This is a genomic window from Lactobacillus sp. UMNPBX15 (assembly GCF_002553785.1).
Classification (GTDB): domain Bacteria; phylum Bacillota; class Bacilli; order Lactobacillales; family Lactobacillaceae; genus Lactobacillus; species Lactobacillus crispatus.
The window spans coordinates 25,443-37,066 of sequence record NZ_PCYV01000019.1 but is presented as its reverse complement, the minus strand read 5'-3'; the positions used below and the strand labels follow the sequence as shown (position 1 = coordinate 37,066).

Below are 11,624 nucleotides of genomic sequence, written 5' to 3'. Positions count from 1 at the left end.
ATAGCCACCGAAAATAAAAGACTTTAGCTGAAATCAAATAATCAACTTAAGTATAAGCAACCTATGGAAAAACTACAAGTATTCATAGGCTTATTTGTGGTACTTTCGCTTTTTCTTAAATTTAAACTCTTATTTGCTTTAACCTTATTCGCATCATTAAAACAAGTAAATTTATTTTCTTAAATCATTGATAATACTTGACTTTGGGTAGAAAAAAAGCAAATTAGCATAATTTGCTTTTTCGTTAGACAATGATTATTTAACCAATGCCTTAGTTTTGTATGCATATGCAGCAGTATAAGGACCAGCACCAGTAGCTATTCTTAATGCCTTAACCTTTTTGCCGTTAACAGTTCTAGTAACAGGGATGTAGTATTCACCATCACCAGCTAAGTTAACCCAATTGTTGACATTGAAGCCCTTTTTATAGTTAGCTGCAGCATAAATATTTTCAGTTTTTTTGATGAACTGATTACGCTTCTTAGCTGAAACGTTGTAAACATTTTTCTCGAAGAACTTTTGTGAAGGTACGTAAAGCTTTTTACCATCTACGCTATGAGCAGTGATCTTTACCTTAGAAATTGTTTTATCACCCTTTTCGCGATAATACCAGGTGCCACGGGTTGCTTTTGGTGTGGTAAAGGTTTTAGCAATACCATAGCCTTTAGGAAGCTTGCTAGCATAAGTTGATGTAGATACCAAGAACAATAAACCGGCTAAAAAGGATACGAAAAGTAAAAGTTTCTTTTTCATAGTAGTCTCCCCCCCATTTAATAAATGATATTTTAACTACTTTTATTATAATGGTTTTACAGGAAAAATAATATAAAAATCTATAAAGAATTAGATTAGCATTAAAAATTTTTGTATAATATTCCTATTTAAGAAATAAGAAGGTAAATATATGACGATTGATTATAGAAAAGATATTATTGATTTAATGCAGGCGACGGGGAGCGATCCCCAATCACTGAAGCAGTCAATGATTGCGTTGAAAATTATTAGTAAAATATATAACCAGGCAGTACTAGGCAATCCACCTGAGAATAAGAATGAAGTCGTTAAAATTGCGGAAAAAGCTGATCAGGCTGTAAAAAATGAGCCAGAAATAAAAACTGAGAATAAGCCAGAAAATAAAACTGAAATAGAAACTAAAAAAGAAAATGATGAAAATACTGTAGAAAAAATAAAGCCGAAAAAAACGAAGGAAGAGCTTGAAAAAGAAAAAGCTAAAAAAGAAGAAGCTGCTAAAGCTCTGAGTCCTACGGTTTTAAAGAATAAAAACAAATATGCGACCATAACTCCTATTCCTAAGCCTGTGGTTAAGAAAATAATTCCTGTGGCTAAACCAAAGGAAAAACAATATGATATTAGACGTAAGCTGCTAGGTGCAGAAGCAGTGGATGAGAATGGTCATTCAGTACAATATTTTAATGAACACTTGACTAGAATTGAAAAGCTGGAAAACGGTGATACAGTTACTTTGCTAGATCACTTAAATGACAGTGGCAATCGTCCAATTATTAAAGTTGAGCATCATGCAAAGTCTTTTGCGCCAGATGAGGAAATTATCGAATTTGGTCCAGCGGTAGTTCACCGTGATTCTTTTGGTTTATACATCAAGCAGGACTCTAATGGCAAAAACCTAAGTCAAGTAAATCCTGAAAAAGCTATTTTATACTTAGACATGAATACTGTAAGTCACTTTAACTTACACGAAAATGACCTGATTAGTATTGTTTGGCGAGTCAGTGATCCATCCTTCATTAGGGTTAGATGGCGTTATGCCGAAGCTGAAGTTACTATTCCAGAAAAGAAGGAAAAGCCGGATAAAAATAAAGAAACGGAAAAGCACAAGACTAAAGGTAGACACAAGTCTTTATTGCATCAATTAGAAAAAAAGGAGAAGCAGTCGTCTGAAAAGCAAAATGAAGATTATGCTTCTCGAATTGATTTTGACCTCGATAAAAAACGAGTTACCGTTGTAGTAGGAGACAAGAGCTTAACCTCTAACTTGGCTAAGGTGATTGAAGCACACAATGGAGTAGCTCGAATTATCGAGATGAAACAGGCTTCTAATGTTTTACGTGCATGTAAGGAATCGAATTATGTCATTCTAATCCAGTCATACATTAAGCATTCTATCAGTCAAATCCTGATCAATTCACCACACAAGTCATATTCGATTGCAATGGCCACAACTGCAGGGCAATTAGCGGTAGAAAAGGCTTTATATCGTGCTCGTTACAAGTTGAATGTAACTGATAATGATCAAATTCAATATCCATTTTTAGTAAATAATTAGGTAAAAAAAGAAGTTCAATTAATACTGAACTTCTTTTTTTGATAGATATTTTATTTGAAAAATTATTGCTTCCAAGCAGCATCAAGCTTATCTTTACCAGTCTTGATATCGCTATTCCATGATTGCTTTTTACCTGCCTTAGCTAAAATGGTTTGCATGTTAGCATTAACTTGATCATATGCGGCAGTAGCATTCTTAGTTACTGGTAAGAAGTAAAGGTTCTTAGAGGTCTTGGCAATAATTGCTGGGATCTTGCTGTTCTTGGCAGATTGGTAAACCTTGTCGTTGATAGCAGCAGTATTAACTGGCATGTAGCCTGTTTGTTTAGCCCAGTAAAGTTGTGATGACTTAGAAGTTAAGAACTTAAGGTACTTAAACGCAGCTGACTTTTGCATTGCGGTTGCTTTTTTGAACATATAAATGTCAGTACCTTGTTGTACGTTCATCGTGCTTGGACGAGCAGCTACACCATAAGTGTAACCCTTCTTAAGTCCTTGCTTAAGGTAAGCTTCATTGGCAGTTGAACCGATGAACATAGCAACGCGACCATTGTTGAATGGAGTTGACATGTACTTTTCAGTACCAGCTTGCATGAAGTAGCCGGCTCTTACTCCATTAGCGTAGTAATTGATGGCTTTAACGGAATCCTTGGCAGCAAAGTTTAAGTTCTTATTGAAGTCTTTGCCGTAAGTTTCCTTCATTTGCATCATGTAGTAATTGTTTAAAGCATCAAATCCAACACCGCGTACTTTGTGGTGACTTTCACGGTAAATTTTTGCGGATGCAGAAGCCAATTCACTCATGTTAGTTGGGACTTTAACATCATACTTATCAAGTAAGGTCTTATTGTAGAAAAGTACTTCAACTGACTTGTTGAAAGGAACACCATATTGTGTACCGTTGATGTTTGCACCATCCCAAAGAGCTTTCTTAATGCCACTCTTAGCATATGAGCCCCAGCCAATTTCAGAATTGTTAATGTATGGGGTTAGGTTAACAAGCATATTGTTCTTGGCAGCATTGTAAAGCCAGCCAGGATAAGCTTGAGTAATTGTCGGTAAATCCTTTGGCGATTGCAAACCTGAAACCAACTTAGATTGTAAATCAGAGTAGTTGCCACCTTGGCTTTGCAACTTGATAGTAATGTTAGGATTTTTCTTTTCAAAATCTTTAGTCAATTTTTGCAAACTGCTTTGCGCATTACCAGTTAGTGAATACCAAAAGGTAACGGTAGTCTTCTTGTTAATCTTAGTTGGAATCTTCTTATTAGATGAAGATGAACTAGAATTATTATTTGAACATGCACTCAAGCCTAGAACAGCTAAAGCTGCGGCACCAGTAAGTACCAATTTTTTATAGAATTTCATGATTCTTCCTCTCATGTATATCATGTATTTCTTTTACAAAGGTAGTTTATCATAGATAGACGTACTATTCCTAGCTTTATTAATAAAAATGTTCACAATTAACCGATGAAATTGTTAAAATGATGTTAAATGTATGATATCTTTGGTTTAGCAGGTGAAAAATATGGACAAGAATCCTTTAGTGTATGAATATTCAATTGGTAAGCGTAAGCCATATGATTATGATTATGGTAATCGGCAAGGAAATCAGAATGCTGGCTGTCCTTTTTGTGATGTGCAGCATCTAATTAATATTTATGAAAAAGATGGCGATAAGATTTGGTTGAAGAATAAGTACCCTACGTTAAAGGATACTAATCAAACAATTTTAATTGAATCAAGTGATCACCAGGGAGATATTTCAACTTATACGCGTGAAGATAATCAAGAGTTGATGAAGTTTGGCTTGAAGTGTTTTCAAAAAATGAATAATTCAGGCCGTTATCAGAGTGTGCTTTGGTATAAAAATTTTGGTCCCAAGTCTGATGGTTCTTTAACTCATCCACATATGCAGATCGTGGGCTTATATCATAAAGATGGCTATCACGATATTGGCGCTGATAACTTTAAAGGATTTGAAGTCGGGCGTTCGGGTTCAGTTGAAATGAACTTATCTGCGCGTCCAGTTCAAGGCTACCAAGAAGTAAATATTTTGACACATGATAATACTAATTTGGATACTTGGGCCGATTTGATTCAAAAGGGCACACAATATGTGCGTTCAGTCTTGTCACATGGTGTTGATTCTTATAACTTATTTTTCTATCCAATTAATGATGGTCAAGGTACTTGTTGCAAGATTATTCCACGATTCTATGCTTCACCATATTTCGTTGGGTATAAGATCTCGCAAGTTGACGATTCAGATACATTGAAGTGGGAAGCTGAGCGCTTAAAAGGCTTCGTTAATGGTGGTATTTTACAGTAAGATTTCAAAAATGTGTGTTCAATATTTTGAATACGTTTTTTGTTATAATTGAGGTTGAATAAATCCATTTTTAGAAGAGGATGCTCATAATGAAGAAGATTGTAGTTATTGGTTCAAGTAATGTTGATACAACATTACATGTAAAAGACTTTCCTAAGCCTGGTGAAACAATTAATGCGCTAGACATTACTACTGCTGGTGGCGGTAAGGGTGCTAATCAGGCAATTGCAGCTGCTAAAAGTGGAGCTGAAACTTACTTTATTAACCGTGTAGGTGAAGATAGTGAAGGAAATTTTATCACGCATCAGCTCAAGAGTTATGGCGTGGACACAACTTATGTGCAAACCACAATGGGAGCAAAGACAGGCCATGCTTATATCACGTTGAATGAAGCTGGGCAAAATGACATCATTATTGATCACGGCGCAAATTATGAACTGACAGTGGAAGATATCCGTGCAGCTGGTGATTTGATTAAGAGTTGGGATTGTGTAATTGCTCAATTCGAAATCCCACTAGATGTGACGCTTGAAGCATTTAAGATTGCTAAAAAGGCCAAAAAAATCACTATTTTAAATCCAGCTCCTGCAGTTGATGAGATTCCTAAAGAATTACTGCAATATACTGATATCATTACACCGAATGAAACTGAAAGTGCCAAGATCACTGGCATTGCAATTAAAGATAATTCAACGCTGGCCACTAATGCAGAAAAACTACACATGCTTGGTGTAAAAAACGTGGTTATTACCTATGGTGATAAGGGTGCGTATATTTCAACTCCCGATGTTGAAGAATTAATACCAACTTATAAAGTTGAAGCAGCCGATACTACTGGTGCAGGAGATACCTTTATTGGATATTTGGTAAGCAATTTGAATTCTGACCTATCTAACTTTGAAGAAGCAGCTAAAATTGCAAGTCGTGCATCTTCAATTGCCGTACAACGTTTAGGTGCTCAGCCTTCAATTCCAACTGAACAGGAAGTTAAACAGGCGATGGAGGATGATGAATAATGAACAAGCAAGAACAAGATCGTTTGAAAAAAGAAGCAGCAGAAAAAGCAGCTGCCATGGTTAAATCAGGTATGGTATTGGGCGTTGGTACAGGTTCAACCGTTGCCTTTTTCATTGATGCTTTAGGTAAGCGCAAAGATGAAGACGGCTTAAAACTGAAGGCTATCGTAACTACTAGTAACCGTAGTAAAAAACAACTTGAGGGCTTAGGCTTTAAAGTTAGTGAATTGGCCGATATTGATCAAGCTGATTTAACTGTAGATGGTGCTGATCGGGTTGCCGATAACTTGGATGGAATCAAAGGCGGCGGTGGTGCATTAACTTTAGAAAAAAATGTAGCAATCAATTCTAAGAAGATCATTTGGATCGTTGATGAATCAAAATTAGTGCATCGTTTAAGCGGCTTCCCATTACCAGTTGAAGTTTTACCAATTTCTTGTGAACAAAACTTTAAACGTTTTGAACAAGAAGGATTAAAGCCTCGGTGGCGTATGGAAGGCAATCAACGTTATGTGACTCACTATGGAAATTATATTATTGATTTGGCTGCAGATCCTGTTCCAGCACCTCATGGTTTAGCTGATTACCTTGATCATACTGTTGGCGTAGTTGAACATGGCTTGTTCCTGGATATGTGTGACGAAGTAATTATTGCTCATAGTGATGGCACCATCGAAGATAAGAAAAAGTAAATTAAGTGACTGAAGGAGATTTCATCTCCTTTTTTATTTTTTTAAAAAGATATATTTTTATTGCAAAAAATCTATACTTTTTCTATACTAGTAAAAATTTTAATTTTTAAGTGAAATAGAGGATAAAAACTTATGAATAAAATATCTGGTAAGCAAAAGGTGTCTTTTGCTGGCCTTTTAATTGCTATCGGCATTGTCTATGGTGATATTGGTACTAGTCCTTTGTATGTTATGAAGTCGATTGTGACTGAAAATGGTGGAATTAGTAATGTTAACCGTGAACTAATTGTTGGCTCCATTTCGTTGATTTTTTGGACTGTTACATTATTGACAACGGTCAAATATGTGATAATTGCCTTGAAGGCGACTAATCATGGTGAAGGAGGGATCTTCTCTCTTTATGCATTGGTTAGAAAGAGGGCTAAATGGCTAGTTATCCCAGCTTTAATTGGTGGAGCAGCATTGTTAGCTGATGGGACATTAACTCCAGCTGTGACTGTTACAACTTCAATTGAAGGATTGAAAAATATGCGCTTTGGTGATGTAATTCCAGTTTCGTCGCAAGATATGGTTATCTTGATTACTATTGTTATCCTGGTTTTACTATTTTCAATTCAAAGAATGGGAACGAGTGTGATTGGTAAGGCCTTTGGTCCAATCATGCTCCTGTGGTTTACTTTTTTAGGGCTTATTGGACTTATGAACTTAAGCCATGATTGGAGTTTGCTTGATGCAATTAATCCAATTCATGCTTTGCGTATTTTATTTAGTCCTGCTAATAAAGTGGGTATTTTGATTTTAGGTTCAATTTTCTTGGCAACTACTGGTGCTGAGGCTCTTTATTCAGATGTCGGACATGTCGGGAAAAGTAATATTATGGGCTCTTGGCCTTATGTGTTTGTTTGCTTGATTTTAAACTATTTAGGGCAAGGCGTCTGGATTTTACAAAATGCTAATTATCATGCTGGTAATGGTGATTTCAATCCATTTTTTGAAGCAGTACCAAGTAGTCTAAGATTGTTTGCTATTGCTTTGGCTACGATTGCCGCTATTATTGCTTCTCAGGCTTTGATTACGGGTTCATTCACTTTAGTAGCTGAAGCAAGTAGTTTAAAATTTTTACCAAGAATGAATATTATCTATCCTTCAAATGAGAAGGGACAGATTTATATTCCTTCAATTAATAATATGATCTGTGTCATTACAGTTGCAATTGTTTTCTTATTTAGAACTTCACATCATATGGAAGCAGCATATGGTCTGGCCATCACGGTTACCATGTTGATGACAACTATCTTATTATTTGAATATCTGGGTAAAAAAGGTACCGCGCTATCAATACGATGCATTTTCTTAGTAGTCTTTGCCTTTATTGAAGGGATGTTCTTATTCTCAAGCTTAACTAAGTTTTTGCATGGCGGTTACGTCACTGTTTTAATTGCTGGTTTTATTTTGGCAATCATGTACGTGTGGTTCTATGGCAATAAGATCCGTGATAAGCGTGAGGAGCAGAATGCTTATGTTCGCTTAGATGAATATACAGATATGTTGACTGAGTTGAGCCACTGTGATGATTATCCAGTTTACGCTACGAATGTAGTTTATATGGCTAAGGTTAAGTATAATAAATTCATTAAGCGCGAAATGCTTTATTCAATTTTGGATAAGAGACCTAAACGGGCTAAGGCTTACTGGTTTGTAACTGTTAATGTTACTAACGAGCCATATACTGCAGAATACGCGGTCAATACTTATGGCACTAAGAATGTAATTAACGTTCAGTTGTATTTAGGTTTTAGAAAACAAACCAGTGTAAATGTTTATTTGCGGCAAATTGTTCATGATTTGATCGCTGATGGAACGATTGAAGCTCAACCACAACAATTCACTACTACACCGGGTCGTGATGTAGGGGACTTCGCCTTTGTAATTGTTAACGACGTAATTAGTCCATTAACTAAATTGACAGGCTATGAAAAGTTCATGGTTGAAGCAAGAGTATGGCTGCAGAATTTATCTTCTAACCCTGCATCTTGGTTCGGACTGGAGTATGCCGATACTGTGGTTGAGCGTGTGCCATTAGTATTAGGTGACCATGAAGAAGAACACATTCAACGTATTAAACCCAAAAAAGAAAAATAATTATCAGAATAAAACCAACCACTTTCTTAATTGGTTGGTTTTTTGCTATTATAAAAGTACTTAATACGAGAGGATAATTTTATGAACAAGAGACCTTTAATTATCAGTACTGATCCTGGCATTGATGACATTGCTGCCATGACGATTAGTCTTTTTGCACAAGAACTTGATGTGCGCATGATTGTGCCTACTTGGGGTAACGTGGCACTGAAATATACCTTGCAAAATACCTTAAATTTAGAAAAGTTTTTGCATACTAAGGTTCCTGTCGTAGTGGGTGCTAATCAACCACTGGTGGCACCAATGATTAGTGCTGCTTCGGTTCATGGTAAAACAGGGATTGCCGGCTTTGAATTTGAACAAGCTGATGATTCTTTAATTGAACCTGGTCTTGCTGCAACGTTGATGGCTAAGGAAATTAAAAGTAGTCCAGAAAAAATAACTCTGATGGGCATTGGACCATTAACTGACTTTGCCTTACTTTTTAAGCAATATCCTGAAGTTAAAGAAAATATTGCGGAAATTGTAATTATGGGTGGTAATATTGGTCACGGAAATCATAGCCCATTTGCGGAATATAATATTGCGGGAGATCCGGAAGCAGCGCAGGTAGTTTTTCATAGTGGATTGCCAGTTAAGGTTGCTCCACTTGAAATTGGAAATAAGGCCCATTTAACACCAGAGCAAATGGATAAAGTTAAGACATGTGGTGAAGTGGGTAATATGTTGTATTCACTTTTCTCTAACATTCATGAACCAGACGGTGATCCGCGAATTAAGATTTATGATCCGACTGCAGTTGGAATTATGCTTCATCCGGAAATGTTTACAATGAAAAAGGCAAATGTGAATATTGAATTGCGCGGGCAATATACTTATGGTGCCAGCGTAATGGATTTTATGGACCAAGAACATGCCAATGCGGAGATTGCGACAGATGTGGACTTGGATAAGTTTGCAACTTGGTTTATTGATAGTATTAAAAAGGCAAATCAAGGACGAGAATAATGGCAGATTATGTTTATCGGACAGTTATGCATGACATTAAACAGAATATTTTGAATAATCAGTATGAGGGGATGCGACTGCCTGATGAACGCAGTCTAGCCGAACACTATCAGGTAAGTCGATCATCAATGAAGCGTGCGCTGGAGCTGTTGGCTCAACAAGGGATCGTTTTTAAAAAGCGAGGTAGTGGAACTTTTATTAATCCACTATATTTGCGCAATCAGGCAATGTTTCGTTATGATGGATCGAATCTTGGAATCACTGATTCTTTTAAAGTCCCTGGTAAAAAACAACAAATTAAGTTGCTTGATTTTCATGTGATTAAGGCAACTAAAGAAATTGCGGAAGACTTATTTTTAAATGAAAATGATTTTGTTTATGAATTCAAGCGTCTGCGACTGTTAGATGAACAACCATTTTTAATTGAGACTGGATATTTGCCGATTAAAATTGTGCCGGAATTAAAGCCAGAGACTTTACAAAAGTCTTTGTTTAACTATTTGGAAGATGAACAGGGAAAGACCGTTACTAAGTCATTCTTGAATATCACTGTTGAACCATCGAATGAAGAAGATCAGCAGAAGCTAAATTTGAAGCCGACTGAACCTGTTGGTGTAATGGAAGGGATCTTCTTCTTGGATGATGGGACGCCGTTTGAAGTATCAAATATGCGCGTGCATTATCATTATATGAACTTTAATACCTTTGTTAATTTGGGTAAATAAAAAGTAGCTGTGTTTTCTTAAGTCAATTAGTTTAAGAAAACTTGGCTACTTTTTTATTTTGCTCATTCAGACGGTTTTAGTTTACAGTAATTATTATTTCTCTACTTTAGCTAAATATGAATCAAGCACCTCTAAAACCCCATCATCATTGTTACTCGGGGCCTCATACTTGGCGATTTTCTTAACTTGATCTTCTGCATTAGCCATCGCATAACTGTAACCGGCTAGTTTTAACATCTCAGCATCATTCATTCCGTCGCCAAAGGCAATTAATTCATTGGGTTTAGCACCAAAATAGCGTAAGAAGTATTTTAGAGCGCTCCCTTTATTAACGCTGTAAGGCACAATATCAAGCAAACCGAAACCACTAGAAGTACAGTGAATCTTCTCGGCATGGGTTTGGTTGAATTCTTTTTCTAATTCCGCGGAAAAATCATATTGATAACTTAAGGTGATTTTAGTAATCATATCCTGCGGATTGATAGCCGCTGCTAAATCAGTAACTTCAATTCGATCGGGGTAATAGAAGTTCATCGTCTGCTTAAAACTAGGAGAAGCATTAATAGTTGTATATGAATTGTTGATCCCAGTGACAATAATTGAACTCTTGGAATAATGCTCTTTGATAAAACTTATTAGATCTAAGGTTGTTTTATAAGTGAGCAAATGAGTGCTAATAATTTGATTATCTTGAAGCAAAAGCGAGCCATTGTCAGCAATCATGTCGATTCGGTTTAAAAAGCCAGCAAAATCTTTGCGTAATCTGGTATAAGGGCGCCCACTTGAAACGATAAAGTGAATCCCCTTTTTGTGTAATTCTGTTAAGATGCGGTCAAAGCGCTTGTGATCGAAAGTTTGATCATCATGCATGAAAGTGCCATCCATATCGACAGCAACAACTTTGAATGGTAATTTTGTCATAATTATTTCCTTTGAAAAAATCTATATCTTTTAACAATATTATTGCATAAAAAGGCCGAGCAGATCAGCTACTCGGTCTTTTTGGATTCATTTTTTCATCTAGAGCAGGTTCTAGATACACTTAAATATTAACAAATTGTTCTACCGAAGTGAGCGGACTCAGATAAACATAAGAAAGATTTACATATTTGGTAGCGTCACTTAGCTTTTTCATTAGGTCTTGCTGTTCATGAGTTAGATGCAGGTGATTCATGGCAACTCGAGCCTGAATATACATGACCAATTTGCTAGTGTATTCAAGAGGATGATCACCACTGTCGAACTTATTAAGAACAAGCCCAATTGCATCGCGAATCTGCCGATAGCGACCAATATTCATTTCATTGTAGATATTGCTAAAAAAACTATTATAAAAATTCTTCAAATCTTGGTATACTTCACGACTTTCGCTTTGTTTCTTTTGGTTAAAGAGACTGAACAT

Annotated in this window: 11 protein-coding genes; 7 read left to right on the top strand and 4 right to left on the bottom strand. The window is 36.2% G+C overall.

Annotated features, from left to right (window positions below; translation table 11 throughout):
- Positions 1–255: 255 nt before the first annotated feature.
- A complete protein-coding gene (locus CP366_RS05980) occupies positions 256–753 on the bottom strand; it encodes a hypothetical protein (RefSeq protein ID WP_013085996.1) in 498 nt (165 codons plus the stop codon).
- Positions 754–904: 151 nt separating this feature from the next.
- On the opposite strand from CP366_RS05980, the gene CP366_RS05975 reads away from it, so the two are divergent.
- Positions 905–2,305, top strand: a complete 1,401-nt coding sequence (locus CP366_RS05975) for a hypothetical protein (protein WP_089147847.1) — start codon at positions 905–907, stop codon at positions 2,303–2,305.
- A gap of 62 nt (positions 2,306–2,367) precedes the next feature.
- Here the strand turns inward: CP366_RS05975 and CP366_RS05970 are convergent, their stop codons facing one another.
- Positions 2,368–3,672 carry an extracellular solute-binding protein gene (locus tag CP366_RS05970; RefSeq protein WP_065989025.1) on the bottom strand — a complete coding sequence of 435 codons (1,305 nt, stop codon included), beginning with the start codon at positions 3,670–3,672 and terminating at the stop codon, positions 2,368–2,370.
- A 163-nt stretch (positions 3,673–3,835) separates the two neighbouring features.
- Between CP366_RS05970 and CP366_RS05965 the strand changes: the two genes are divergently transcribed.
- The 6 genes from CP366_RS05965 to CP366_RS05940 all read left to right on the top strand — a co-directional run bounded on the left by CP366_RS05965 (position 3,836) and on the right by CP366_RS05940 (position 10,222).
- Positions 3,836–4,639 carry a DUF4931 domain-containing protein gene (locus CP366_RS05965; RefSeq protein WP_005728555.1) on the top strand — a complete coding sequence of 268 codons (804 nt, stop codon included), beginning with the start codon at positions 3,836–3,838 and terminating at the stop codon, positions 4,637–4,639.
- Between the two features lie 89 nt (positions 4,640–4,728).
- Positions 4,729–5,655 (top strand): ribokinase, encoded by a 927-nt coding sequence (rbsK, locus tag CP366_RS05960; RefSeq protein ID WP_005721531.1) that lies wholly within the window; start codon positions 4,729–4,731, stop codon positions 5,653–5,655.
- Positions 5,655–6,347, top strand: a complete 693-nt coding sequence (gene rpiA / locus CP366_RS05955) for a ribose-5-phosphate isomerase RpiA (RefSeq protein ID WP_089147848.1) — start codon at positions 5,655–5,657, stop codon at positions 6,345–6,347. The genes rbsK and rpiA overlap by 1 nt, the downstream gene beginning before the upstream one ends.
- Positions 6,348–6,479: 132 nt before the next feature.
- The gene (locus CP366_RS05950; RefSeq protein ID WP_089147849.1) at positions 6,480–8,489 is read left to right on the top strand and encodes a KUP/HAK/KT family potassium transporter; all 2,010 of its coding nucleotides are present in this window, start codon (positions 6,480–6,482) and stop codon (positions 8,487–8,489) included.
- Positions 8,490–8,570: 81 nt separating this feature from the next.
- Positions 8,571–9,497, top strand: coding sequence for a nucleoside hydrolase (locus CP366_RS05945; protein WP_089147850.1), 927 nt, complete (start codon positions 8,571–8,573; stop codon positions 9,495–9,497).
- Complete coding sequence (locus CP366_RS05940; RefSeq protein ID WP_089147851.1) at positions 9,497–10,222, top strand: GntR family transcriptional regulator; 726 nt, start codon at positions 9,497–9,499, stop codon at positions 10,220–10,222. The genes CP366_RS05945 and CP366_RS05940 overlap by 1 nt, the downstream gene beginning before the upstream one ends.
- 93 nt (positions 10,223–10,315) lie before the next feature.
- Here CP366_RS05940 and CP366_RS05935 read toward each other — a convergent pair whose 3' ends face one another.
- Both CP366_RS05935 and CP366_RS05930 read right to left on the bottom strand, forming a co-directional pair.
- Positions 10,316–11,143 (bottom strand): Cof-type HAD-IIB family hydrolase, encoded by an 828-nt coding sequence (locus tag CP366_RS05935; protein WP_005724276.1) that lies wholly within the window; start codon positions 11,141–11,143, stop codon positions 10,316–10,318.
- 121 nt (positions 11,144–11,264) lie between these two features.
- On the bottom strand, positions 11,265–11,624 hold the full coding sequence (locus tag CP366_RS05930; RefSeq protein ID WP_023487971.1) for a bacteriocin immunity protein: 360 nt from the start codon (positions 11,622–11,624) through the stop codon (positions 11,265–11,267).

What these genes read in the sequence shown, in the direction of transcription:
- CP366_RS05945 (WP_089147850.1), top strand. Translation starts at nt 8,571, where the DNA reads ATGAACAAGAGACCTTTAATTATCAGTACTGATCCTGGCATTGATGAC.
- CP366_RS05965 (WP_005728555.1), top strand. Translation starts at nt 3,836, where the DNA reads ATGGACAAGAATCCTTTAGTGTATGAATATTCAATTGGTAAGCGTAAG.
- CP366_RS05950 (WP_089147849.1), top strand. Translation starts at nt 6,480, where the DNA reads ATGAATAAAATATCTGGTAAGCAAAAGGTGTCTTTTGCTGGCCTTTTA.
- CP366_RS05970 (WP_065989025.1), bottom strand. Translation starts at nt 3,672, where the DNA reads ATGAAATTCTATAAAAAATTGGTACTTACTGGTGCCGCAGCTTTAGCT.
- CP366_RS05940 (WP_089147851.1), top strand. Translation starts at nt 9,497, where the DNA reads ATGGCAGATTATGTTTATCGGACAGTTATGCATGACATTAAACAGAAT.
- CP366_RS05930 (WP_023487971.1), bottom strand. Translation starts at nt 11,624, where the DNA reads ATGTTCAGTCTCTTTAACCAAAAGAAACAAAGCGAAAGTCGTGAAGTA.
- CP366_RS05975 (WP_089147847.1), top strand. Translation starts at nt 905, where the DNA reads ATGACGATTGATTATAGAAAAGATATTATTGATTTAATGCAGGCGACG.
- rpiA (WP_089147848.1), top strand. Translation starts at nt 5,655, where the DNA reads ATGAACAAGCAAGAACAAGATCGTTTGAAAAAAGAAGCAGCAGAAAAA.
- rbsK (WP_005721531.1), top strand. Translation starts at nt 4,729, where the DNA reads ATGAAGAAGATTGTAGTTATTGGTTCAAGTAATGTTGATACAACATTA.
- CP366_RS05935 (WP_005724276.1), bottom strand. Translation starts at nt 11,143, where the DNA reads ATGACAAAATTACCATTCAAAGTTGTTGCTGTCGATATGGATGGCACT.
- CP366_RS05980 (WP_013085996.1), bottom strand. Translation starts at nt 753, where the DNA reads ATGAAAAAGAAACTTTTACTTTTCGTATCCTTTTTAGCCGGTTTATTG.